Origin of the sequence: Saliphagus sp. GCM10025334 (assembly GCF_042663485.1) — an archaeon.
Lineage (GTDB): Archaea > Halobacteriota > Halobacteria > Halobacteriales > Natrialbaceae > Natronosalvus.
Genome location: NZ_JBHTAF010000001.1, coordinates 903616 through 927709 on the forward strand (window position 1 = coordinate 903616; position 24094 = coordinate 927709).

Annotated in this window: 25 protein-coding genes and 1 pseudogene; 8 read left to right on the forward strand and 18 right to left on the reverse strand. The window is 65.1% G+C overall.

Going from position 1 to position 24094, the window contains the following annotated elements; translation table 11 throughout:
* Positions 1–55 precede the first annotated feature (55 nt).
* The gene (locus ACFQO4_RS04190; RefSeq protein ID WP_500259718.1) at positions 56–1186 is read left to right on the forward strand and encodes a DNA methyltransferase; all 1131 of its coding nucleotides are present in this window, start codon (positions 56–58) and stop codon (positions 1184–1186) included.
* Positions 1187–1342: 156 nt separating this feature from the next.
* On the opposite strand, the gene ACFQO4_RS04195 is transcribed toward ACFQO4_RS04190, so the two are convergent.
* Entirely contained in the window at positions 1343–2002 is a 660-nt protein-coding gene (locus ACFQO4_RS04195) for a potassium channel family protein (RefSeq protein ID WP_500259719.1), read from the reverse strand.
* 182 nt (positions 2003–2184) lie between these two features.
* Here ACFQO4_RS04195 and ACFQO4_RS04200 point away from each other — a divergent pair, with 182 nt between their 5' ends.
* Together ACFQO4_RS04200 and ACFQO4_RS04205 are read left to right on the forward strand one after the other, a co-directional pair.
* Positions 2185–3597, forward strand: a complete 1413-nt coding sequence (locus ACFQO4_RS04200) for an NCS2 family permease (protein ID WP_500259720.1) — start codon at positions 2185–2187, stop codon at positions 3595–3597.
* Positions 3598–3655: 58 nt separating this feature from the next.
* Positions 3656–3910 carry a glutathione S-transferase N-terminal domain-containing protein gene (locus ACFQO4_RS04205; protein WP_500259721.1) on the forward strand — a complete coding sequence of 85 codons (255 nt, stop codon included), beginning with the start codon at positions 3656–3658 and terminating at the stop codon, positions 3908–3910.
* 14 nt (positions 3911–3924) lie between these two features.
* Here ACFQO4_RS04205 and ACFQO4_RS04210 read toward each other — a convergent pair whose 3' ends face one another.
* On the reverse strand, positions 3925–4893 hold the full coding sequence (locus ACFQO4_RS04210; RefSeq protein WP_500259722.1) for a transcriptional regulator: 969 nt from the start codon (positions 4891–4893) through the stop codon (positions 3925–3927).
* A 216-nt stretch (positions 4894–5109) separates the two neighbouring features.
* On the opposite strand from ACFQO4_RS04210, the gene ACFQO4_RS04215 reads away from it, so the two are divergent.
* The gene (locus tag ACFQO4_RS04215) at positions 5110–6450 is read left to right on the forward strand and encodes a TiaS agmantine-binding domain-containing protein (RefSeq protein ID WP_500259723.1); all 1341 of its coding nucleotides are present in this window, start codon (positions 5110–5112) and stop codon (positions 6448–6450) included.
* Position 6451: 1 nt separating this feature from the next.
* Here ACFQO4_RS04215 and wecB read toward each other — a convergent pair whose 3' ends face one another.
* The 3 genes from wecB to ACFQO4_RS04230 all read right to left on the reverse strand — a co-directional run bounded on the left by wecB (position 6452) and on the right by ACFQO4_RS04230 (position 9187).
* Positions 6452–7573 (reverse strand): non-hydrolyzing UDP-N-acetylglucosamine 2-epimerase, encoded by a 1122-nt coding sequence (gene wecB / locus ACFQO4_RS04220; RefSeq protein WP_500259724.1) that lies wholly within the window; start codon positions 7571–7573, stop codon positions 6452–6454.
* Positions 7573–8658: a DUF354 domain-containing protein gene (locus ACFQO4_RS04225; protein ID WP_500259725.1), complete on the reverse strand. Its 1086-nt coding sequence runs from the start codon at positions 8656–8658 to the stop codon at positions 7573–7575. Before ACFQO4_RS04225 ends, wecB begins: the two co-directional genes overlap by 1 nt.
* Before the next feature lie 325 nt (positions 8659–8983).
* Complete coding sequence (locus tag ACFQO4_RS04230; protein WP_500259726.1) at positions 8984–9187, reverse strand: VNG_1110C family protein; 204 nt, start codon at positions 9185–9187, stop codon at positions 8984–8986.
* 173 nt (positions 9188–9360) lie between these two features.
* Here ACFQO4_RS04230 and ACFQO4_RS04235 point away from each other — a divergent pair, with 173 nt between their 5' ends.
* Positions 9361–10470 (forward strand): OBG GTPase family GTP-binding protein, encoded by a 1110-nt coding sequence (locus ACFQO4_RS04235; protein ID WP_500259727.1) that lies wholly within the window; start codon positions 9361–9363, stop codon positions 10468–10470.
* A 150-nt stretch (positions 10471–10620) separates the two neighbouring features.
* Here the strand turns inward: ACFQO4_RS04235 and ACFQO4_RS04240 are convergent, their stop codons facing one another.
* Positions 10621–10851, reverse strand: coding sequence for a DUF8151 family protein (locus tag ACFQO4_RS04240; protein ID WP_500259728.1), 231 nt, complete (start codon positions 10849–10851; stop codon positions 10621–10623).
* A gap of 26 nt (positions 10852–10877) precedes the next feature.
* Entirely contained in the window at positions 10878–11774 is an 897-nt protein-coding gene (locus ACFQO4_RS04245) for a DUF8155 domain-containing protein (protein WP_500259729.1), read from the reverse strand.
* A 54-nt stretch (positions 11775–11828) separates the two neighbouring features.
* On the opposite strand from ACFQO4_RS04245, the gene ACFQO4_RS04250 reads away from it, so the two are divergent.
* Positions 11829–12539, forward strand: coding sequence for a lipoate--protein ligase family protein (locus tag ACFQO4_RS04250; RefSeq protein WP_500259730.1), 711 nt, complete (start codon positions 11829–11831; stop codon positions 12537–12539).
* On the opposite strand, the gene ACFQO4_RS04255 is transcribed toward ACFQO4_RS04250, so the two are convergent.
* From ACFQO4_RS04255 to ACFQO4_RS04270, 4 genes are all read right to left on the reverse strand, one after another.
* Complete coding sequence (locus ACFQO4_RS04255) at positions 12536–13240, reverse strand: energy-coupling factor transporter transmembrane component T family protein (RefSeq protein ID WP_500259731.1); 705 nt, start codon at positions 13238–13240, stop codon at positions 12536–12538. The two genes, ACFQO4_RS04250 and ACFQO4_RS04255, sit on opposite strands and share 4 nt — an antisense overlap.
* 6 nt (positions 13241–13246) lie before the next feature.
* Positions 13247–13975, reverse strand: coding sequence for an energy-coupling factor ABC transporter ATP-binding protein (locus tag ACFQO4_RS04260; RefSeq protein ID WP_500259732.1), 729 nt, complete (start codon positions 13973–13975; stop codon positions 13247–13249).
* A 3-nt stretch (positions 13976–13978) separates the two neighbouring features.
* A complete protein-coding gene (locus tag ACFQO4_RS04265) occupies positions 13979–14560 on the reverse strand; it encodes a biotin transporter BioY (RefSeq protein ID WP_500259733.1) in 582 nt (193 codons plus the stop codon).
* A gap of 218 nt (positions 14561–14778) precedes the next feature.
* The gene (locus tag ACFQO4_RS04270) at positions 14779–15069 is read right to left on the reverse strand and encodes a DUF7545 family protein (RefSeq protein ID WP_500259734.1); all 291 of its coding nucleotides are present in this window, start codon (positions 15067–15069) and stop codon (positions 14779–14781) included.
* A 69-nt stretch (positions 15070–15138) separates the two neighbouring features.
* Between ACFQO4_RS04270 and ACFQO4_RS04275 the strand changes: the two genes are divergently transcribed.
* The gene (locus ACFQO4_RS04275; protein ID WP_312912111.1) at positions 15139–15282 is read left to right on the forward strand and encodes a DUF7557 family protein; all 144 of its coding nucleotides are present in this window, start codon (positions 15139–15141) and stop codon (positions 15280–15282) included.
* A 45-nt stretch (positions 15283–15327) separates the two neighbouring features.
* On the opposite strand, the gene ACFQO4_RS04280 is transcribed toward ACFQO4_RS04275, so the two are convergent.
* The 6 genes and pseudogenes from ACFQO4_RS04280 to ACFQO4_RS04305 form a co-directional block, all read right to left on the reverse strand.
* A complete protein-coding gene (locus ACFQO4_RS04280; RefSeq protein ID WP_500259735.1) occupies positions 15328–15771 on the reverse strand; it encodes a DUF5799 family protein in 444 nt (147 codons plus the stop codon).
* 149 nt (positions 15772–15920) lie between these two features.
* Positions 15921–16961 (reverse strand): NAD(P)-dependent alcohol dehydrogenase, encoded by a 1041-nt coding sequence (locus tag ACFQO4_RS04285; RefSeq protein ID WP_500259736.1) that lies wholly within the window; start codon positions 16959–16961, stop codon positions 15921–15923.
* 84 nt (positions 16962–17045) lie between these two features.
* Positions 17046–17450: a tRNA-binding protein gene (locus ACFQO4_RS04290; protein WP_500259737.1), complete on the reverse strand. Its 405-nt coding sequence runs from the start codon at positions 17448–17450 to the stop codon at positions 17046–17048.
* A gap of 209 nt (positions 17451–17659) precedes the next feature.
* Positions 17660–18925, reverse strand: a complete 1266-nt coding sequence (locus ACFQO4_RS04295; RefSeq protein ID WP_500259738.1) for an outer membrane protein assembly factor BamB family protein — start codon at positions 18923–18925, stop codon at positions 17660–17662.
* 247 nt (positions 18926–19172) lie between these two features.
* Positions 19173–19970: pseudogene (gene thiD / locus ACFQO4_RS04300) on the reverse strand (bifunctional hydroxymethylpyrimidine kinase/phosphomethylpyrimidine kinase); the annotation flags it as partial.
* Positions 19967–21064, reverse strand: a complete 1098-nt coding sequence (locus tag ACFQO4_RS04305; protein WP_500259739.1) for an AIR synthase family protein — start codon at positions 21062–21064, stop codon at positions 19967–19969. The pseudogene thiD and the gene ACFQO4_RS04305, both read right to left, overlap by 4 nt.
* Positions 21065–21403: 339 nt before the next feature.
* Here ACFQO4_RS04305 and ACFQO4_RS04310 point away from each other — a divergent pair, with 339 nt between their 5' ends.
* The gene (locus tag ACFQO4_RS04310; protein ID WP_500259740.1) at positions 21404–22900 is read left to right on the forward strand and encodes an outer membrane protein assembly factor BamB family protein; all 1497 of its coding nucleotides are present in this window, start codon (positions 21404–21406) and stop codon (positions 22898–22900) included.
* A gap of 94 nt (positions 22901–22994) precedes the next feature.
* Here ACFQO4_RS04310 and ACFQO4_RS04315 read toward each other — a convergent pair whose 3' ends face one another.
* Positions 22995–24035 (reverse strand): AIR synthase family protein, encoded by a 1041-nt coding sequence (locus ACFQO4_RS04315; RefSeq protein WP_500259741.1) that lies wholly within the window; start codon positions 24033–24035, stop codon positions 22995–22997.
* Positions 24036–24094: the final 59 nt, after the last annotated feature.

Sequence of the window (24094 nt, forward strand, 5' to 3'; positions counted from 1 at the left end):
CCGACACCGATCCGCGAGCGAAAGCGCTTATGTCCGACCGGTGAGGACTCGAGGTATGGCCGACGACGGCGACGCAGGCCGCGAGAACGGGCACCGCCAGAGCCGCCTGTTCACCGACGACGACGGTGACTTCGACGCCGAGCGGGCGCGTGAGGAGTCCCTCCCCGTCGAGGACGGCGACGTGGTCAACACCGACGAACTGGCCGACCACCAGACCTACCTCGAGGGACGGGGGATCTACGACGAGCGAAACCGACTCAACGACCTCACCGGCCGGGAGTGGAAGTTCGCCACGAAGTCGGTGATCCCCGAGGCGTATCCGCCGGACCTCCAGCACGACCTGCGAAGCGAACACGGCGGGCAGAAACCCCCACGGCTCTGTGCGGACCTCGTCGATCGGTTCAGCAAAGCCGGCGAGACCGTCCTCGACCCGTTCGCGGGCGTCGGGGGCACCCTGCTAGGTGCGAGCCTCTGTGAACACGAGGGGACTGGCCTGCGGGAGGCCATCGGCTTCGAGCGCAACCCTCGATGGATCGAGATCTACGAGACGGCGCTCGAGCGGGAAAACGAGGAACGGCGGGAACGCGGGGAGCGGCCGCTGGCTGCACAGGACGTCCGCGAGGGCGACTGTGCGGACCTGATCGAGGACCTCCCCGAGGACTCGGTCGACCTGCTCCTGACCGACGTCCCCTACTGGGACATGGACGAGCGCGAGCAGACGCGAAACCGGCGGGCGACTCGAGAGAGCAAACTGGGGGCGTTCGACGCCGACGGCGATGCCGTCAACGCCAATGCCGACGACGGTGGCGGCGACGATGTCGGTGGCCGTGAGAGTGAGAGTGGGGGCGACGGTGGGGGTGAGAACGACGCACAGTACGCCGACGCGAGCGGCCAGTCGAAAGCCGACTGGCTCGCCGAGATGGGCGAGCGATTCGCCGAGTTCGCGAGGGTCGTCAGACCCGGTCGGTACGCCGTCGTCTTCATTGGCGACATGTACCGCGAGCAATCCTACGCGTTCCTGGCCGCCGACCTCGCTCGAGCGATCCAGGACGCAGCGCCGATGACGCTCGCGGCGAACCTGATCTGGTACGATCCGTCGAAGGATCTCCACGTCTACGGCTACCCGTTCTCGTTCGTGCCGTCGATGGTCCACCAGAACGTGCTCGTGTTTCGGATCGACGAGTGAGTGTTGGGTGCGTCTGACCGCCGTCACACGGCCGTCTGACTCAGCTTTATGCCCGTTCGGTGAATAGCTACGTTCGAGGCACGCACCACCCTGACGGTATCAGTTCCCATCCTTCCCCGGTGTGTGCCTGCACGTACCCCCTCTTTCGGCGTCGACTCAGGTTTTAGCCAGCAACGTCGACCGAACCTGCTCGATGGCGTCCGTCTCGGTGATCACCGCTACCTCGTCACCGGCGGCCAGCGCCGTCCCCGGGAGCGGAATCGTCAGCGACTCCGTCTCCCGTCCGTGGGCGTAGATGCTCGAGCCTGCGGGTAACTCGAGTTCGCTGAGCCGCTTGCCGACCGCCGGCGACCCTTCGGCGATCTCGAGAACGGTCAGGTGCAGGTTCTGGGCTAGGTCGGCGACGACGTTGAAGTCCCCACCGAGGAGCGCGGTCTTCGCGCCGGCGGCACCGAGTCGCTCGGGGTAGATGATCTCGTCGACGTCCGCGGCGTACTTCTCGTAGATGTCCTCCCGGTAGTCCTCGTCGATCCGCAAGACGGTCCGACAGCCGTAGTGTTTGCCGACCATACACGCCGCGAAGTTGACGTTCAGATCGGGCGTCATCGCGCCGATAGCGTCGGCCGTCTCGATGCCCGCCTCGAGCAGCGCGTCCTCGTCGGCACCGTCCCCCTGCACGCCGTCGAACCCCTCGCCGTCGGCGCGCTCGAGGCGTTTCTGGTCGTTGTCCAGGATGACGACGTCGTGGCCCTCCTCCGCGAGAATGCGGGCCGTTCGCGCGCCCACCCGACCGTACCCGACGATGATGAACTTCATGCGATAGCGGTACGTGGGGAGGGGTGAAATATGTTGGTCCGTGACACGGCACGCGTCCGGTCGGGCGAGCGTGTCGGGAAGGCGATAGAATTTGTCCTCGAGTATGCAAGTATGCGTATAGGTGGTCACATCGAGACGGGAAGGTTTAAGCAACCCCTACTACCTATGCTCGAACGTCCAACATGGGGGCAACCGACACGCTCGCGGAGTACTTCGACTTCCGGGCTCACGACACGGACCTGCGGACCGAATCGATCGCGGGGCTCACGACGTTCCTCGCGATGTCGTACATCATCCTCGTCAACCCGTTCATTCTGGCGCAGGCGATCGACATCCCCGGCTATGGCTTCACCGCCACCGTACAGATGATCGCCATTGGGACGATCATCGCCTCGGCGGTCGCCATCTTTGTGATGGCGTTCTACGCGAACCGGCCGTTCGGCCTCGCGCCCGGGATGGGGCTGAACGTCTTCTTCGCGTACACGGTCGTCATCGGGATGGGAATTCACTGGACGACTGCGCTCGCGGCCGTGTTCGTCGAGGGAATACTCTTCATCGCGATCACGGCGATCGGCGCTCGCGAGTACGTCATCCGGCTGTTTCCCGAACCGGTGAAGTTCGCCGTCGGTGCCGGGATCGGGATCTTCCTGCTCTTCATCGGCTTGCTCGAGATGTCGATCGTCGTCCCCGACCCCGACACGGCGGTCACGCTCGGCGGGCTCGCGACGAATCCCGCCGCCTTACTCGGCCTGTTCGGCCTGCTGATCACGTTCGTCCTCTGGGCACGCGGCATCACGGGTTCGATCATCGTCGGGATCCTCGGAACGACCGTACTCGGCTGGCTGACGTATTTATCGGGGCTCGCTGGTAGCGAAGTCCTTCCGGGAGCGCTCGTCACCGAGGACGGCGCGCTCTCGTTCGCCGTCGTTACCTCCCCGCAGTACGACATCTCGCCCCTCCTCTTCGCGTTCGTCAGCGGGTTGCGCGACATCGATCCGCTTACGTTCACGCTCGTCGTCTTCACCTTCTTCTTCGTCGACTTCTTCGACACCGCCGGGACACTCATCGGCGTCTCTCAGTTCGGCGGCTTCCTCGATGAAGACGGCAACCTACCCGATATCGACAAGCCGCTGATGGCCGACGCTGTCGGCACCACCGTCGGGGCGATGGTGGGCACCTCGACGGTGACGACGTACATCGAGTCCTCGACCGGCGTCGAGGAGGGCGGACGAACGGGCATGACGGCGTTCGTCGTCGGGCTCCTCTTCCTCGCCGCGCTGGTGCTCATCCCGCTCATCGCGATGATCCCCTCCTACGCTTCCTTCATCGCCCTGGTGGTCGTCGGCATCATCATGCTCGAGGGGGTCCTCGACGTCGAGTGGCAGGACCCGGCCTGGGCGGTTTCGGCCGGTCTGACGATCACGATCATGCCGCTCACGTACTCCATCGCGAACGGCCTCGCCGCCGGGATCATCGTGTACCCGATCATCAAGGCCGCTACTGGCGAACTCGAGGACGTGCGTCTCGGCCAGTGGCTGATGGCGCTTGCGCTCGTGGGCTACTTCTACGTCTACACGAGCGGGATGCTCGGCTGACGAGTAATTGACTGCCGCAACCACGTCTTTCTTCTCGCTCGAGCCCCGTTTTTCAGACATGACAGACATTACCTTATACGAACTGCCCGGCTGTCCGTTCTGTGCGAAAGTCCGAACCAAACTCGAGGACCTGAACCTCGAGTACCACATCGTCCAGGTTCCGGCGGCTCGCAACGAGCGCACAGAGGTCGAGGCTATCAGCGGTCAGACCGGCGTCCCGGTCATCGTCGACGAGGCCCACGGCGTCGAGGGAATGGCGGAGAGCAGCGACATCGTCGCCTATCTCGAGGAGACCTACGGGAGCGGCGCCTGAGAAAAAGCGAGATTTCAGGCCGCTTCTTCGCGCTTCGCCCGCTCGCGAATCACCTTCCGGAGTTCCGCGGCGTCGTCGAGCGCTTCGAGTTCCTCGCGTTCGACCAACGCCGTCCCGTCGACGTTTTCCTGCTTCGCGCGGTCGACGACGTAGACCGACTGGGTGTGAGTGACCTGGCCGATGGAACTCATGATTCTCGCGCGTTTCTCCGCCGCCTTGGTGAACTGGGAGTGGCCGGTGAGGACGACGTCCTCGTCGTCGGCCTCGTCCTGGCTGACGGCCTTGAACGGCGAGCGAAGCGTCGGGTGCACCCGGTAGCCCGCTCGCGTGAGGACCGCGACGACCTCCTCGTCGTCGGGGTCAGCGTCCGGCTCTTCGGGCGTCGCGTCGGGATCGCGCACGTCCTCCGTACCCTCGAGAACGTCCACCGGGCTGGTCAGGGGCGCGTCGAAGAGGTCCTCGAGCGCCATCGCGACCTCGATGGAGGCGTTCATGCCGTCTTCGTACTTCGAGACCGTCCGGCGGGATACCCCGAGTTCGTTCGCGAGCTGCCCCAGGCTCCACTCGCGAGCCTCGCGTTCGTCGGCCAGCAGGTCGCCGTCGATGTTGACGTAGAGACCGCCGGGGGCCGCGTAGATCAGCGGCGGGACGTTCTCGATGAACAGGTTGTACGCCGTGTCGGGGCTGAACACCGGAACGCCGTGGCGGAAGTAGACCACGTCGGGTTTCAGGTCCTCGTCGCGACTGCGCAGGCCGATGACCAGCGGCGTCGCCTCGAGGTAGGTGCCGAGTCGGCGCATCTCGTGGCCGGTCGCCTGGTTGAAGGCGTCGACGTTGCCGAGGATCTTCACGAGGATCAGATCCTCGCCGCGGCGGGCCGCGATGTCGAAGCTCTTCGGGCGAATTGCACACCGGTCGCTCACCGTAAAGCCCGCGTCTTCGAGCATCGCGGTGACGTTGCCGACCAGTGCGGATCGGGACATAGGGAAAGGTAAGTCACTCCTGGTATATGAGCGTTTCCCCGATGACTCCGTGCCGTCCGGTCTTTTTGGGTTTTGGCCGGATCGTCGCCACCCCTCGAGATCCGAGCACCCGGTTTTATAACTGGACGAACCAGTCCGGCCGATCGGAATCGACCCGATTGGCTCGTGAAATGACGAGACGAAACCGGTTAACGACTCGCGGTCCAACGAACAGCGATGACCGTCGTCGGCCTCGACGATACGGACTCGCGCGAGCGCGGGATGTGTACGACCTACGTCGCGACTGAGGTGGCCAGCCGCCTGGCCGAACGGACGAGTGCGACCGCTGAGCGCCTGCTCCTCGTCCGACTCAACCCCGCCGTCGAGCACAAGACTCGCGGGAACGCCGCCCTCGCGATCCACCTCGGCCACGACCAACAGTGCGATCCAGAGACGGCCTTCGAGGTCGCCCGGGCGACACTCGAGGACCTCGCAGAGACGGCCGACGACCGGACGAATCCGGGACTGGTCGTCGCCGACCACCACCCCGACGAGGTTCCCGACGACGTGAGTGCGTTCGCGCTGTCGGCGATCCGTGACCACCTGTCGATCGACGAAGCCACGACACTTGCCGACGACCGCGGCTACCGTCGGTGGGGTGCGGGCAACGGCCGCGGACAGATCGGCGCGCTGGCCGCCATTGGCGCCTGGGGTGCCCTCGAGGACTGGACCTGGACCCACGAGTACATCTCCTACCGCGACCCGGAACGGTGGGGAACGTCGCGAACGATCGACGAAGAGAGCGTCTTCGCGGCCGCCGAGGCGGGCTATCCGACCGTCTGGGACACCGTCGACCGCGTCGAGGGCGAGACGGTCTGCGTACCGCACACGCCCGGACCGATCCTGCACGGGATTCGCGGCGACGATCCGGAGGCCGTCCGGACCGCGTCCGAATCTATCGGAAGCGAACCGGTCGACCGAACCCAGGGGTTCGTGACCAACCAGGGAACCGACGTCCACCTCCGGGACGGATCGACCCTCGAGTCGCTATCGGCGGCTCGAGACGGCCGGGCCTACCGCCTCGAGGGTCGGGTTGCCAGCGAGCCCGAAACGCGACGGGGTGGGCACGTGTTCTTCGAGCTGGCCGATCCGAATGGCGATGGCAACACGGACACCTCGAGCGCGAACTCGACCGAGACGCTCACCTGCGCCGCCTTCGAGCCCACTAAACGCTTCCGCGACCGGGTTCGCGCCCTTCGGGTCGGCGACCGGCTCACAGTCTGCGGCGAGATCTCCCGCGGCACCCTGAAGCTCGAGAAGTTCGCAGTTCGCGAGCTCGTCGAAACCGAGCGCGTGACACCGACCTGCAAGTCCTGCGGCCGACGGATGAAGAGCGCCGGCCGGGGACAGGGTTACCGGTGTCGCGACTGCGGGACGACGGCGGCGGCGAAGGTCGACCAACCTCTCGAGCGCGACCTCGAGGTCGGGTGGTACGAGGTGCCCCCGTGCGCGCGACGTCACGTCGCGAAACCGCTGATCAGAGGAGGGTTCGACGGGCCGACGCACCCGGAGCGATAACTCAGGTCCGTCCGGCCGGCCGTCGGTCACCGACGAGAGTAGGTTCGTCTCCGGTACCGTGGACGGCGGTCTCGAGCAGGTCCGCGATTCGCTCGGCCGCGTTGCCGTCACCGTACGGTTCCGGCCTCGAGTCGTGAGAGCGATCCCGCTCGAGCGCGCGCTCGATTCGAGGACGGCTGGGACCAACGAGTTCGTTCCAACCGCAAGCTACCGTCTCCACCCACTCTGTCTCCCGCCGGAGGGTGACACACGGCGTCTCGAGGAAGAACGCTTCCTTCTGGACGCCTCCCGAATCGGTCGCGACTCGCTCGGCGGCCTCGACGAGTCGGATGAAGTCGAGGTAGCCGACGGGATCGATGACCTCGAGTTCGTCGGTCGTACGTTCCCAGAGGCCGAACGACTCGAGCCGCGACACCGTTCTCGGGTGCGCAGGGAACACGACCGGGTACGGGGCGCTCGCGAGGCCGTCGACGATCGACTCGAGCACGTCTCGGTCGTCGGTGTTGCTCGCCCGGTGAACCGTCGCGAGGACGAACGAACCGGGCTCGAGGTCGAGCGTCTCGAGCGCAGTCGAGCGCTCCCGTGCGCGGTCGATCGCCTGGAGGAGAACGTCGTACATCACGTCGCCGGTGACGTGGACGCCGCCGGTCACCCCTTCGGCTGCGAGGTTGTCCTCGGCTCGCTCGCTCGGCGCGAACGTGAGGTCGGTCGTGTGATCGGTGACGACCCGGTTGACCTCCTCGGGCATCTCCCGGTTGTAACTGCGCAACCCGCCTTCGACGTGGGCGACCGTGACGTCGGCCTTCGATCCGACGATGGCGCCGGCGAGCGTCGAATTCGTGTCGCCGTACAACAGGAGGACGTCTGGCGAGACACGCTCGAGAATCCGCTCGATGCCGGTGATCATCTCGGCAGTCTGTGCGCCGTGGGTTCCGGAACCCACACCGAGATTGTAATCCGGCGTCGGGATCTCGAGTTCGTCGAAGAAGACGTCGGAGAGCTCCTCGTCGTAGTGTTGTCCCGTGTGGATCAACGTCTCCTCACCCCGTTCCCGGACCGCAGGCGAGACGACGGCAGCTTTGACGAACTGCGGTCGAGCACCGACGACCGTGCAGACGTGCATCAGGCCACCACCTCCGTCACCTCCTCGACGGCGGACTCGGGAGACTCGTAACCTGCCTTCGAGAGCGCGAGGTCGGTCAACAGGTCGGTGAGATTGGTCATGTCCGCGACGTACTCGTCGCGGCGAGTCTCCCACTTCGTCGCCACGGAGTCGTCCGCGAGCAACGCCGTCGCTCGCTGGAGTACCTCCTCGAGGGCTGCACAGTTGTAGATGAGTCCGTTCGACTCGAGTTCGAGAAAGTTCCCCATGTCGTCGTCGCCGACGAACGAGTTCGATCGGATCGCCGGGGTTCCGAGTAGCGCGGCCTCCGTCACCATCGTCTGCGTGTCCGCGACCAGTAGCTCCGCCTCGGCCAGGGCGTCGTGAATCCGCGCCGGATGGAGCGAGAACGGTCGGACGTCGAGCCCCTCGAGGTCGGCATCTCCCCCCTCGTCCGAGACGAACACCGTCGCGTCCTCGGCGAGCCTGGAGAGCAACCGCCGGCGAGCGTCGCCAGTGAACCCCTGCTTGCCGATGTCGTGGTGCGAACCGAATGCGTTCAGCCGCACGATGACGTAGGGCTCGTCCCGGCCGACGCCGAGTTCGTCCCGGACCTCCGGGTCGGCCTCGAAGACGTCGGGGTGAAGGTACGCCGATTCCTTGAAGCCGCGAAATCGGTAGTGGTTCGACCCGAGGTCCTTCCGGAACGCCTCCGGAGTCAGGAACGTCGAGACGAACGGTCGCGAAAGCCAGTGGTCGATCGAGGTCGGTTCGGTGTCGAGCACGACCGTCACCGGCGTTCGGGTCATCGCCCCCGCGTGGGCTGCGTAGGAACCGATTCCGAAGATCCAGTCGGGATCGTACGCTCGAGCGAGTTCGAAGATGGTGCGATACTGCCGTGGGAGCTCGCGAAACAGCGATCCCTTGGTCGTGCCGCATCGTCCGTACATTTGGTACGGGAGGTCGTAATACTCGAGAAGCGGTTCGGTGCACGCGTACTCACGACCGAGGACGAGTACGTCGTGGCCGTGCGCTTCGAGTCGTTCGACCGTGTGCCTGTAGAGATGGACGTGTGCTGGCGTATTCGTGAAAAAGAGGTACTTCATGCGATTCACCTCGGCACTTGAGGTCGAGCAGCCGGTTCGAGGTCACGAGCGTATACAATCGGCGCCCGTCCTGGTACAGGGTTGTGTGGTCTTCGTCTCGACGTTGGTGGTTGTCTCGCCTTCATGACAACCACGAGTAGTTGAGTATTTTGTATTGTTATTCAGCGTGTACTTTCGAGTTGGTACTGGTTACCGATATCGATGGCGCGTCTCACAATTGAACAAGGGATGCGGTAGCGAGCCGATTTCAGCACCCGTTGGCGTTCATAACAGGAGCAACACGTGTCCAGGCGCGGTCGCTGATCCAGGGGACGAGTAGACAAGACTATGGCAAGCTAACGCCCTGGCGCACCAGAAACTGACTCGCTTCCTTGATCTCGACCGGACTGCCGATGATCCGGCAGTACCGATCGCCTTCGGGGAAAATGGTGATCGTGAACTCCTCGTCGAGTTGCGCCTCGAGGCCCGCGAGGGACTCCTGCGGGAGGACGATTTGTGTGCTGTCGCGCAGACTCGACGGATCTGGCATTCGTTCGGCTAAACGATGCGTTGCCGGTCGTTTATGTGTGTCGAAGTTACCTTCAGATCGATCCGCAATCGGCGGACCCGAGACGACCACTCACCGCCTGCCGTTGGGAACGCAAATCGCCACGCGCCGAGGTCGAAAGGGTTTTTCGCGACGCCCGGGTGAAACTAGGTAGAATGGGGCTCGAGGAGGACATCCAGGCAATCGAGGAGGAAATCGCCAACACGCCCTACAACAAGTCGACCGAGGCACACATCGGTCGGCTGAAATCGAAGCTCGCCGAGAAGAAAGAGAAGCTCCAGAACCAGTCCTCGGCGGGCGGCGGGACGGGCTACTCCGTCGAGAAGACCGGCGACGCGACGGTCGGTCTCGTCGGATTTCCGAGCGTCGGCAAGTCCTCGCTGCTCAACTCCCTGACGAACGCCGAGAGCGAGACCGGCGAGTACGAGTTCACGACGCTCGACGTCAATCCCGGGATGTGCAAACACCGCGGCGCGAACATCCAGCTCCTCGACGTACCCGGGCTGATCGAAGGGGCGGCGACCGGGAAGGGCGACGGCAAGCAGGTGCTCTCGGTCGTCCGGAACGCTGACCTCATCCTCTTCGTCCTCTCGGTATTCGAGATCGAGCAGTACGACCGCCTGCAGGAGGAGTTGTACGACATCAACATCCGGGTCGACAAGGAACCGCCCCGGGTGACCGTCCGGCCGAAGATCAAAGACGGGATCAAGATCACCTCGAGTGCCGACCAGGACTTAGACGAGGCCACAATCAAGGAGGTCCTGCGCGACCAGGGCTACGTCAACGCCGACCTCAACCTCGGCGAGAAGGTCGACATCGACCGCCTGATCGACGGCCTGATGGAGAACCGGGAGTACATCCCGTCGATCACCTGCGTCAACAAGGTCGACCTGATCACCCCGGAGTACAAGGAAACCGTCGACGAGCAACTCCGCGAGCGCGGCCTCGACCCTGAGGAAGTCACGTTCATCAGCGCCGAGGAAGAGAGGGGCCTCGAGGCGCTCAAGGACCGAATGTGGGACAACCTAGATCTGATCCGTGTCTACATGGACAAGCCGGGACGAGGGGTCGACTACGAGGAACCGCTCGTCATTCCGGCGGGGTCGACCATCGAGGATGCCGTCGACAAGCTCGGCGGCGAGTTCGAGGAGCGATTCCGGTTCGCACGGGTGTCCGGACCCAGTGCGACCCACGACAAACAGCAGGTGGGCGATCAGCACGTGCTCGAGGACGAGGACGTGTTGAAGCTAATTCTTCGCCGGTAGCGGCGTTGTCTAATCGGTGGAATTTCCGGACCGCGATCGTTCATCAGCGATGAGTCGACGGCGGCTCGACGGTGGCTCGAGGATGGCTCGACTCCGCCAACAACGCCGCCGCTGATTAGACGACGATCACCCGAAGAACTGACAGGCGCCTCAGATCACTCGAGTCAGCAACTTCTGGTAGCCGATGCCGTAGAGGCCAGCGTACAGCAGGACGAAACCGAGCACTCCCGCCCAGACGGCCACGGACAGTTCACCGGCGCCGAAGTTCTGGACGCTCAGCAACTCCGCGGCGGCCCCGGCCACCGTCAGGGCGGCCGCGATCAGTGAGTAAAGCAGTAGCGTCGCCACCTCGAGGACGACATCCGTATTCAGTGCAGCCATTACCGGCCACGAGTATCTCGAAGGACCTAACCCTTTCTGTTGGCGCCGAAACCACCATTTCGGATCTCGACTGCGACCCGGGATCCCAGGGCGAAGTCGTGATCCGGGCAGATGAGCTTCGCGCCGAAGTCGGCGTCGCGGGCACAGAAGAACGAGAGCCCGGTGATCGGCGTGCCGTCGACGGTTACCGTGAGTGGGCCCCATTCGACGGTTCGACCGCCGTCCTCGAGTGTGCCGAGTCGGGTTCCACCGAGTCGAACTTCGGACTTGGCAGCGGATCCGAGGACGCCTCCGCCCTCGTAGTGGGGCATCCCGCCGTCGAGGACGCCCCCGTTGTCCGCCGCGATTCCGACGAACTCCGCTCCAGGAGACGGGTGCGCCGGGGCGTCGAGCACCGCGTACGTCTCGCCGACGTCGACCACCGTACCGGCGCCGTCCCACGCGAGCGGCCGAACCTCCAGGCCGAGCGCCAGCGGGATCGACCCCGACGCCCGATAGCGGTTCTGGTCGGGTCGACGAAAGCCGACGTGGAGGTGGTTGTCAACCCAGGGGGCGAAGAAGCCGGCCCGGACGAGCCGACCCAGCGAGTCTCCGGCCTCGACCGTCTCGCCCGCCTCGACGGACGGATCGACGTGGAGGATTCTGGCGATCAATCCAGCGAACGGCTCGTCGCACTCGAGGAGGATCAGGTGGTCATGATCGGGCGCGTACGGTTTCGAAGGCGCTCGGACGGTTCGCGTCTCGAGGACGGTCCCCGAGACGGGGCTCGGCGCCGCGGTCGTCCGGCCGTCCCGGAGCGTCCCGGGATAGAGGTCGATCGCACAGCCCTGGTCGTGGGCGGGGTACGGCGAGTTGTACAGCGAGAAGCGAGCGTAGCCCTCGAGCACCGAGGGTCCGAGCGTGACCGGTTTCGGCGCGTCCATCGCCTGCGAGTCGGAGTCGCGAGGATTTAGATAGTTCGGCTCCACGCTCCGGGTATGCCAGCGACTCCGCCGGTTCGCGTCCTCCGAGGCCGGAAGCCGACGATCGACGCCGATCGGGCGGCGAGCGAACGCCTCCTCGAGGTCGCCGCCGATGGCCAGCGGGCGGTTCGCGTCTGGACGCCCCACCGACAGGTCGCGTTCGGCCGCCGCGACGCCCGACGCGAGGGGTACGAACGAGCCCGCGAGGCCGCCGACGAACGCGGGTTCCCACCGGTCGAGCGCAACGTCGGTGGTCGGGCGGTCGCCTACGACGGCGTCCAGGTGATGGCGTTCGCCCGCACCGAACCCGTCGCGGACTTTCGGCGAGGGACCGACGAGCGTTACGAACGGCTCACGGCCGACGTCGAATCGGCCCTCGCAGCCCTCGGCGTCGAACCGGTTCGCGGCGAGCCCGACGACTCCTTCTGTCCGGGGGCCCACTCCCTCTCGCTCGAGGCGGGCGGGGCGTGTCGCAAGGTCGTCGGCATCGCCCAGCGAGTGACGAGCGACGCCGCCCTCATCTCGGGCATCCTGCTCGTCGAGGCGACCGACGAAATCCGAGACGTCCTCGCGGCCGTCTACGACGCGCTCGAGGTGCCGTTCGATCCGAAATCAGTGGGTGGCGTCGCGGACAATTCGGGTGCGTCCGTCGAGACCGTCCGGTCCGCCCTCGAGTCGGCACTCGTCGGCGAGCGGGAACGCATTCTCGAGGAACTCGACGCCTAGAGGAACGCCGATACCGTTAGCGCGACGGCAAGCCCGAACACTGGCACGTCGAGTCGCGTGAGCGCGAGTTCCGGGAGCGTCGGGTTCCAGGCGAAACACCGCGCCTGCATCGCGATCGCCAGTCGGTCGGCCCGGAGAAACGCTCGCTCGAGGGCCGTCACCCCGAGGTGGGTCACCCGCTCGAGCAAGCCCCGTTCGGTCCCCAGTCGAGCCGCAGAGGCGTCCCGGATCGGCCGCAGATCGGCCCGGAGCACGGGGAGAAACCGAAAGACGAGCGCGACGCCCATTCCCAGCACCTGGCCGAATTTCCCCGGAATCGTTCGCTGGATAGCCGCCCGAGAGGCGCGAACTGGCGTCGAGCGCACGTAGGCAGCGCTGACGAGGACGATCAACAGGACGCGGTAACTCGCGAGCATCGGCTCGATCGCGTCGCCAGGCTCGAGCCACGGCGGGCCGAACGAGAGCGCGGCGACGACCGGGGCCGCGAGCAGAAACGGCAGCGCGAACCGGTAGGCGACGAGCGCACGAAGCGGCGAAACGTCCGCAGACCACAGGAACCCCAGCGCGAGGACGGTGAGTGCCGCGAGCGGTCGCGGCGAGAGGTGAGCCAGCGCCGCGACGGAGAACCCGATCTGGACGGCGAGTTTCGACCGCGGATCGAGGCGGTGGGCGAGCGTGTCGTCGGGTTCGTAACCGAGCATCGATCGTCAGTCCCTAACTCGCGAACCGCTGCCGGGCGCGCGAATGGCAAACGATTTGCCCTCGAGGGAGTCGCGAGCGTCGGCCGGTGGTTTATCGATCGCGATCGCGCCGTTTCGCATAACGATCACCCGGTCGGCCAGTTCGAGGACGTCCCGCAGGTCGTGAGTCGCGAGGACGATTCCGGTTCCCTGCCGGGAGAGGGCAGTCAGGCGCTCGAGGACGGCCGTTCGGGCAGGGTCGTCGAGGCCGGTGAACGGTTCGTCGAGGACGAGGTGGGTCGGCTCCATCGCGAGCGCGCCGGCGATGGCGACGCGGGACTGTTCGCCCCCGGAGAGGGTGTGGATTCGGTCGTCCTCGCGACCCTCGAGTCGGACGGCTTCGAGCGCGTCCGCTACACGGCGATCGATTTCGGCCCGCTCGAGGCCGAGGTTCTCGGGTCCGAACGCGACGTCCGCGCCGACCGTGGCGGCGACGAACTGGTCCCGTGGGTGCTGGAAGACCATCCCCACGGCCGTTCGTGCGGCCACGAGGTCGTCGGTGACCGGCGTGCCGTCGACGAGGACCGTCCCCGTCGTCGGCGTCAGCAGACCGTTGCAGTGACGCAGGAGCGTCGTCTTCCCGCTCCCGTTCGCCCCCGCGAGGACGACGAACTCGTCGCTCCCGATCTCGAGCGAGATGGACTCGAGGACGGTGACGCCCTCGATCTCGTAGCGAACGTCGCGAAATTCGATCATCGACTAGGCGACGGGAATCCGTTCGCTCCGAACGATCGCGATCGCGGCGGCGAGTTTCACGAGGTCGAGGGGGACGTAGTACGCCATGCCGATGATGGCCGCCTCGGCGAGCGAGAGGCTCTGGACCCAGGCGAGCCACGGGACGCCGAGGCCGTAGATGATACCGAGGCCAACCAGCAGCGCCGCGGCGAGCGTCGTCTTCTGCACCGTCGCGGGGTCTCGAACCCGCCAGCCCCGGTGGACGAGGAGGCCGATAACGAACGCCGCGATCGGGTACGACCAGAGGTATCCCCCGGTGTAGCCGAACAGGTGACCGACGCCGCCTACGCCCCCGGCGAAGACGGGAACGCCGATCGCACCGGCGGCGAGGTACAGCACCATCGAGACGGCGCCCCAGACGGGCCCGAGCACCAGTCCTGCGAGGAAGACGAACAACACCTGGAGCGTGAACGGGACCGGCGAGACCGGCAGTGGAATCGATACGTAGGCGCTCGCGCCGATCAACACCGCTAACAGGGCAGCTCGAGCGAACGAACGCACGACGTCGCCGCCGACGAGGTCGACGTTTTCAGTTGACGTAGCCATACCTCGAGTCACTCGTAAACCCGATTTAATGCTTCGGTTTACGTCCGTCGCCATACGAGTACCGTCTCCGAATCTCGGTCCCTCGAGACTCGAGCCGTCGGCAGAATCGCCGGCGACGTAGCTCGAGGTGGCGGCAGGACTCGAGGTGGCAACGCGGCTCGAGAGTAGCGTCGAAAACGCGAAAATCGGCTCGAGGCCGCCCGAGCTCGAGCGCCGCCTCAGTGGTGGTGGCCCGTCGCTTCCGCGAACGAGACGCCGAAGCGCTCCTCGAAGAGCTCCATGACGCGCTCCTCCTGGGCCTCGAGGTCCTCGCCTGGATCCTCGCCGTGGTGGACGAGGTGGTGGGCGCGGCTCGCGAACGAGAGCAGGGTGATGTCCGCGACGGTCTCGGCCTCGCCCTGACCCTCCTCCGCGAGGAGGTCGACCAGGCCGGTCGGGAGCGTGACTTCGTCGTCGTCGCCGTCGACGGCTTCGATCGAAAACGTGGTCGTCTCGATGTCGTCTGTCATCGATTGCCCCTTGGCGGGCCACGTTAAAGGTACTGTGCCTTTATTGCCGTCGGCGTCTAACGTTCGACCATGCCCCAGGTCGAACTCGACGAGGAAACGATCGAGCGACTGGACGCCCTGCGGATCGAAGACGAGTCCTACGACGAACTCGTGACCGAACTGATCAACATCTACGAATCGAGCGAGCGGACGCTGTTTCACGCGGGCGATTGATTCGACGGAGCGACGCGCGGGCTGAAGCGAGTCACTCGAGCGACGTCACTCCGCCGCGGTCGCACAGATCCCCTCCCAGCGGCCGTTCTCCTCGAGGCGGGCTTGCAGTTCCTCGGCGTACTCCTGGGTGAGCGCCTCTGCGGCCTCGCGCTCGGCGTCGTGAGAGCCACCACCGCCCATCCCGAGGGCACCCTTGATGGAGTCGAGGAACCCGCCGCTGGAGTCGTTACCGCCGCCGGGCGCGCCGCCCATCGCCCCCACCTGGGAGCGGACGTTCTCGAGTTCCGGCAGGATCTGGTTGATCTTGTCGGTGTTGGCGACCATGCGCGCGGTCTCGGGGTCTTCGGGATTCTCGATTTCGAACTCGGTCGCGGTCATGATCAGGCTCCACTCCTGGCTCGAAAAGCGCGAGCTCTGGACTCGCGTCGAGAACTCCCGGTCGACGGTCATGCGCTCGCTGACGATCCGGTCGGTCCACTCGGTTCCCATGCATGACGATTAGGCGACGGCAGTATCAGGGTTTCCCTCCTCCGGTCGTGCAGGGTATCCTCCGGCCGACGTTCAACCGCGCGCTCGAGGAGGACGACTTGGCCACCGACACCGACGTCGAACGCGTCGAGTCGCCACCGCGCGAGCGATCACGGCGAAATCACCGCCCGGCCCTCGATTTCGCCGTGCTCGAGGCGTTCGGCGACCGTGTTGATCTCCTCGAGATCGTAGTGTTCGGTGTGGAGCGATACGTCGCCGCGGTCGACGAGCGCGACGAGTTCCTGGAGTTCGGGGTAGGTCCCGACGAGGTTGCCCCGGAAGGAGAACTCGCCGTTGACCAGCGCCTGGGCGGGTTCGTGGACGTGACCGCCGTAGCCGACGATGTGGTGGTCTCCGCCGGCGGCCGTGATCTCGGGGGCCAGGGCCGTCGTGTCGTCGCGGCCGACGAAGTCGAGGACCTGCCGTGCGCCGACCGCCTCGGTGATCGAAGCGACGACGTCGGCGACGTCCGCCTCGCTCGAGTCGATCGTCTCGTCGACGCCGAGGTCGCGGGCCAACTCGAGCGCCTCCTCCTTCACGTCCACGGCGACGACGGTGGCGGCTGACATCGCTTGCAGGCACTGGACGCCGATGTGGCCGAGCCCGCCAATCCCGATGACGACCGCAGTGTCGCCGGGGACGAGTTCGTCGGCGGCCTTCTTCGCGGCGTGGTAGGCCGTGATACCCGCGTCGGCGTGTGGCGCGATTTCAGCAGGGTCGACGCCTTCCGGGAGCGGGATGACGGCGCGGTCGGAGGTCTCGAGGTACTCCGCGAAGCCCCCGTCGGTCGTGAGCCCGTTGAAGGCCGAGTTCTCGCAGTACATGTCCTCGCCGAGGCGACACGGGCGACAGATACCACAGGTCTGGACGGGGTGGCAGATGATCGGGTCTCCTTCCTCGACGACCTGGACCTCGTCGCCGACTTCGGACACGATTCCGGCGTTTTCGTGGCCGAGGGTCATCGGCAGCGTCTGCTCGACGTAGTCGGTCCACATACCCTCGACGATGTGGTTGTCCGTCTGGCACCAGCCGGCACCCGACACCTCGACGACGACGTCGTGCGGACCGTCCGCCGTCGGTTCGTCGACTTCGTCGATCGAGAGGGCGTTCGTCATATCGTCCGTGTACTCGTGGAGTCGTGCGGCGTCCATGTCTCGAGCTATCACACCCCATTCCATAATGGTGTGCCAGGCTGATTCCTGTTCGACTACGCTCGAGGCAACGGCCCTGAACCGTCAGTACAGGATGCCGCCGAGTGGCACGTCGGCGTCGACTTCGGTGTCGGGATTCACGAGCACTGGATACCCGTCGTCGCTGGGGACGCCGACGGTGAGCGCTTCCGATTTGAAGCCGGCTATGCGGACGCTTCCGAGGTTCGTGGCACAGAGGACCCGTCGGCCGACGAGGTCCTCAGGATCGTAGTGGTAGTCGTGCTGGCCGGCGGACTGGACGAGGTTGCTCTCGTCGCTCGAGTCGTCGTTCGCCCCGTCATCCTCCGTACCGTCGTCACCAGACCCGTCGTCATCAGCACCGAGGTCGATCCACAACTTCGTCATGTGCGACTTTCGCGCCTCGGGAAACGATTCCGCGCGGACGATCTCGCCGACCCGAATCTCGACGTCGAACGGACTCTCCGGCATTGGCTCGAGACAGGGGCGCCAGTCAGATATAGGTCGGTGGTCCGCTCGAGGCAGCGTGTGAAGTCGGGGTCGAAATCGAGATCAGGATCGAGGGAATCGTTGACGAGTCGAGGGTCAGGATCGAGGGAATCGTTGACGAGTCGAGGGTCAGGATCGATGAAATGGCTGACGAGTCGGGTTTGGAGGGATACGACGCGTTCTCGAGATCTTCAGCAGCCCTCCTCGGGCGCACCTTCTCTGAACGCGACCAGTTCCCCGTCGTGGTCGACGTACAGCGTGTCGCCGCTGATCGCTCGAACGTATCCCACTGGCGCCTCGTCCGTCGAAATCGCCCACTTTTCGCTTCCGTCGTCCTTGGACAGCGCGACGAGTTCCTGGTCGTAGTCGCCCCGGTCCCCCCTGGCCTGTCCGAAGTAGACGTAGATGGTCTCGCCGCAGATAACGGCCTGTCCGAGGTTGTACGCACAGGGGACTTCCCACTCGCGCTCACACTCCTCGACGGAGCCGCCGTAGAGGTTGAAGGAGTCACCGGTGATGTACACGTCCTCGCCGAGCGTTATCTCGTGGTCCGTCTCCGACGTGATGACGCCTTTCACCTCACCCGTCTGCGCATCGTGTACACCCTGGTCGATGTCGGACCACCAGTCGACGACGACCGCGCTCGCGTTCGCGTGAATTGGGCTCTCGACGTCCTGGTAGACCTCCTCGTTTCGCCAGACTTCGTCCCCGGTTTCGGGCTCCAGTGCGAGCACGGTCCGGGGGGTCGCGGCGTAGACCACGCCGTTCGCCACGGCGGGAGCCCTGGCGAATTCGAACGTCCCGTCCGGGCTAACGGGCGATTCGAGCGTGACCGACTCTCGTTCCCACCGAATCGAGCCGTCGTCGACCTCGAGGGCGTAGAGGGTTCCGTCGACGACGACGAACGTGGCGTCGTAGGCTACCGCATGGCGGGTAACCGAGTCCGCCGGATCGAAGGACGACTCCCAGCGGACGCTACCGTCGGACCGGTCGAGCGCCACGACGCCCGTGTCCGTGGTCAGACAGACCACTTTGTCGGCGACCGCGGGGTCGTGTGCGAGGATTTCCGTGTTCTCCCAGACGAGTGTCCCGTCCTCGGCGTCCAGCGCGACGACGCCGTCGGCGGTCGAGGTGTACACCGTATCGTTAGCGACGGCGACCGAGCCGTCGTGGTCGGCCGTCCAGACGGGGGCGAGTGCCTCGCCGTCGAAGTCGTGTCCGTCAACGACGTACCTGGTCTGTCCCGCGTCACCGCGGTAGGATGCCCAGTCTTCGTTCATAGTAGAGTTCGGTCGACGTGTCGGGTCTGGGAGGTCCGTATCGAGCGCTGCGTTGACATTGGAGGGTCCGTCACCGTCGCCGACATCGGCGTCTCCCGCCCCGCTCGAGGCGAGTCCGACACCGGTCGTCAGTGCTGCACCAGTTGCGAGGAAGGAACGACGTTTCCATTTTCCCATACCTGTTCAGGGTCGAATCATCCCATTACTATCGACGTACTATCCCACAGTTGTATGCTGAGCAACTGTTCAAACTGATCTAATGACTGGGTAAAGACGCGGCTGCCGGTGATTTCGAACGGCGCCCGCCAGCAGCAGTCGGCCCGCGCTCTCGACGGGACTCGACCGCTGGCACCGTCCGTCGAACGTCGGACGTCGCCCCCTCCCTCCTCCCGAGTCGACCTCCGTATTACACCCAAACTCACTCGAGTTCCGCGGTCGGGTTCACCGCACCCGCTCCGCGACCCACGTCGGCGTAGCGAGTCAGCGCGGCCTCGACGAACTCGATCCCCCCCTCGACGGCCGCCTCGAGGCCCTCGCCTCGAGCCAGGTTCGACGCGATCGCGGCGGAGAGCGTACAGCCGGAGCCGTGGGTCGCCTCCGTGTCGATTCGCGGGTGGTCGATCGCTACGATTCCGTCGTCGGTACAGAGGAGGTCCCGAACCGTCTCGCCGGGGACGTGACCACCCTTCACCAGTACGGCGTCGGTGCCGGTCTCGAGGAGCGCCCGTCCCGCTTCGCGCGCCGCGGCGTGGCTGTCGACGTCGATTCCCGTCAACACGCTCGCCTCGTCGGCGTTGGGCGTGACGAGCGTCGCCCGGGCGAACAACTCCCGGTAGGCGGCCTCCGCGTCGGCGTCGAGCAACCGGTCGCCCGAGGTGGCGACCATGACCGGGTCCACGACGAGCGGTGCCTCGAGGTCGGCCGCGTGCTCGGTCACCAGGTCGACGACGTCGGCGGTCGCGAGCATCCCCGTTTTGACCGCACGAACGTCGAAGTCGTCAAGGACGGCCCGAATCTGGGCATCGATTTCCTCGAGCGGGAGGACGTAACTCGACTCGACGCCGCGGGTGTGCTGGGCGGTGACGGCGGTGATCGCGCTCGTTCCGAAGACGCCGTGGGCGGCCATCGTCTTCAGGTCGGCCTGGATGCCGGCGCCGCCACCGGAGTCGCTGCCCGCGATAGTGAGGGCAACGGGTGGCGTCTCGGGCGAAGGAGCGATCATCGGTCGTCGCCTCCGTTCGTATCCCTTTCTCCCGATCCGTTCTCGCCTCCTACTCTCGATTCGTCTCCGCTCGAGGCCTCCTCGGCCAATCGCTCGAAAGTTCCCCAGAACGGGTCCGTCCCGGGGTGGTCGATCGTCTCGCCGTCGACGACCACACCCTCACCGTCCGTGACCTCGCCGACGACCGCCGCCGGAATCCCCTCGGCCTCGAGCGCCTCGAGCACCGCATCGACGCCATCCGGAGCGACCGTCGCGAGCAGCGTCCCCTCGCTGATCGAAATCCAGGGGTCGATTTCGACGGCCTCACAGGTCTCGCGGACGCCGGGCATGATCGGCACGCGATCGCGGTCGATCCGCATCCCGACGCCCGCCGAGCGCGCCATCTCGAACAACCCGCCGTAGACGCCACCCTCGGTCGCGTCGTGCATCGCCGTGACGGCGTCGCCGCCGACCTCTGCTGCGAGCATCGCCTCCCGGATGGGGCTCATGTCGTAGTAACGGTCTTTCGCGGCCTCGAGCGCGTCGAGATCCATCCGCTCTGCGAGCAAGGACTCGTACTGAATCGCTAGCAGGCCGGTCGTCTCGATGGCCGGCCCCTTCGTCACCAGGACGCGGTCGCCCGGTCGAGCGCCGTCGGGGCGAATCAGTTCGTCGTGATCCCCGACCGCGACGACGGTCGCGCCGCCGACCATCGGGTAGTTGCACCCGGCATAGCGAGCAGTGTGCCCCGTGACGACCGAGACGCCCAGGTCGCGAGCCTCCCGGTCGAACGTCTCCCAGACGGTGGCGAACTGCTCGTCGGTGATCTCCGGCGGGAGGTTGAAGTCGACGCTCAGGTACGCCGGCTCAAGCCCCGAGACGGCCACGTCGCTGAAGAGGATGTGGAAGGCGAACCACGCCGCCCGTTCGAAGCCCAGCGAGGGCATGAGGAAGACGGGATCGGTCGCCATCGCCACCGCTTGCCCGCCGACGTCGACGACGCCGAAGTCGACGCCGTGTTGCGGTGCGAGTCGCACGTCCTCTCGCTCGGCACCCAGGTTCGGGTAGAGGTACTCCTCGAAGAACTCGCGGTCGGCTTTGCCGAGGTCGTCCATACGTGTGGTATTCGTCGGTTGTACAAATGGATGTTGCTCGCTCGAGCGCGCAGACAGATCACGTCGAAAAATGGGACTCAAACGCTGCCTATCGCGTATGGGCTCGCTGATGTTGCATCCAGGCTAGAACGGACCAATACGTACACCAACGAGTGAAACGCCGGAAAGTCTATCAAGTACAGATAGTGCTCGGTGAGTCGTACTGAATACAAAGCGCGAATGTGGCACGAGCTTCGGGTTGATCAACGAAGGATGATAGATTTCGAGCAAGCCGTTCGTTGGTAGGATACTTGAAACCAAAGGAAGATTTTGGTCTTTGCAAGAGTTGACAGGAGTCCTATGAGACTGTTTGGAGGAGAAGAACTGTCTATTTACCTTCTAATAATAATCGACAATGATTTCTGCGAGCGTATGGGTGAACACGATAGTGGGTCACTCGGAGAACAGGCGTTCGAATCAACTCCTCGCCGCAGGTTCCTTGCCGGTGCTGCGGGTACGTGCCTCCTTTCGGGAATCGGCACCGGGATAGCTACCGGTGGCCAAAGTGACGGAAGCACGGAATCGAGTGCAGGTGAGGAACTGTGGCACGTCGATTACGAAACTCCAGATCCCCTTGGTAAACCGTATTTGTCATCCGTAGCGGATGGTTCCCTCTTTGTGAGTAACCTCGATACCGTCCATGCACTGTCCGCATCGACGGGCGACGAAGAGTGGCAATTCGGCGTTGACGACACGAGGTTTCACGAAGCGCCCATCGTGGTCGATGGCACCGTCTATGCTACGACTCACGTGTACTCCGATCGGGACGTAGAGGACACTGCAGTGTACGCGCTGGATGCAGACACGGGCGAACAGAAGTGGCAGTTCGACGACTACGATGAGACCGTCGCACCGATACACGTGGCGGAGGAAACCGTCTTCATCCCCAAGCAATTTTGCGTCACCGCAGTAGACGCGGACACCGGAGACCACCGATGGGACTTCAAGGTTGGGTACGGGATAGAAACCCAGCTCAAAGTCAAAATGGACTCTTTCGCCAAGACGGACTCCGGCACGTTCTACGTCGCTGATGGCGACGGGAACGTGTTTGCCGTGGACGTGGCCAGCGGCGAGGAAGAGTGGCGCGCCGACGTCGGCAGTCGAGTGTATACCGAACTCTCGGTGGTCGATGACACGCTGTTCCTCGGAGCGTTCGACAGTGAAACTGACCAGCCGGACAACTTCCAGTACTACGTTTCCGCGCTGGACACGACCACCGGCGAGGAACGGTGGCGGTTCTTGGTGAATCCGGATCCCGGTACCGAAAAGCCGAGACCCGAGTTCGTGACGGTTTTCGACGACACCCTGTATGTCGGGACGGACGATTGCTACGACCATCCGACGTGTGCAAACCTGTACGCCGTCGACGCGGCGTCGGGCGAGAAAAAGTGGCAATTCGAGGCGGACAATTCCGTCGACACAGTGACCAGGGCAGATGGCACGCTCTATGTCGGAACGGCGCTCGGGCAAGGCGGCGACGGCGTCGTTCACGCACTCGAGCCGGAGACGGGCACGGAACTGTGGAGTTTCCTCGCCGGTAATCTATTAGTCTCACCGATAACCGTCATCGAAGATACCCTCTTCGTCGCCAGCAGAACTGACACGGACTACGAGGACGCCTACCGGTTAAACGCACTGGATGCGACCACCGGCGAGGAGAGATGGAACTTCGTTACCGATTCCGACATAAGCGAGCCGAGATTCGCCGGTGGTTCCGTCTTCGTTTCAGCTGACCGTGCAACAGTGCACGCACTGGATGCGGGCGTAGAGGGGTCGAGCGGAGATACCTCGAACTGACTCGAAAACAACGTTCTATTCAGTGCGTTCTGTTGAACCGATCACTGGTCGAAGAGACTGTAAACCCATTTCGAGTGTTACTCGTCTGCGTGGCTCACTTCTCGGCGAAGCGTTCGAACGCTTCCCACGAGGAGTCGACGCCGGGGTGCTCGAGCACGGCGTCGTCGACGCGAACTTCGGGAGCATCGCCGGCTTCCTCGACGTGCCCGATTTCAGCGACGGTCGTTCCACGACTCTCGAGCGCCGCGACCACCGGCGAAACGTCCCCCGGATCGACCGCGATCACGAGCGAGCCACAGCTGGTCGCCCGCCAGGGGTCCATCTCGAGGGCGTCACAGACCGCCTGGACGGCCGGCCGGACCGGGACCGCCGACCGATCGATCTCGAAGCGAGTTCCCGAGCCCTCCGCCATCTCTACGAGCGCGCCCGCGAGGCCACCCTCGGTCACGTCGTGCATCGCGTGGACGGGGGCCGACGCGGCGGCGGTTAGCGCATCGCGGACGGCGAAGCTATCGTCGAGGCAGGCTCGGGCGTCCTCGAGCGTCGATTCGGAGACGTCGATCTGGTCGCCGAAGAGGGTGCTCAGGAGGGCAACAGCCTCGACGGCCGGCCCAGTGGTGAGCAAGAGTACATCGCCGGGTTGGGCGCCATCGGGGCGGACGACGGCCTCGTGGTTGCCGACGCCGAGCACCGTCGCGCCACCAACCCACGAGTACGAGATGCCGGCGTAGCGGGCGGTGTGGCCCGCCGTGATCGCGATTCCGAGGTCGACGCACTCCTCGTGGATCGTCTCCCAGATGGTCGCGAACTGCTCGTCTGTCATCTCCGGGGGCAGGGTGAACGAGATCGAGAGGTGCGACGGCGAGATGCCGCTGACCGCGACGTCCGTGAGCACGATGTCCAGGGCGAACCTGGCGGCGCGCTCGAGGCCCAGATCCGGAAGAATCGACACCGGATCGGTCGCCACCACGACGGCACGGCCGCCGACCTCGAGCACGCCGAAATCGACGCCGTGGGTGGGCCCGAGCACGACGTCGTCGCGGTCGGCACCGAGCCGGGGGGCGATCTGTCGCTCGAACACCGTCCGGTCGATCTTGCCGAGCGCGGGGTCGGAGTCGGGCGAGGGGTCGGTCACGGTCGAGCGTTCTCGAGGCGGGCGCTTAGACCTGCTGATGCTCGCTTGAGGCGTTCTCG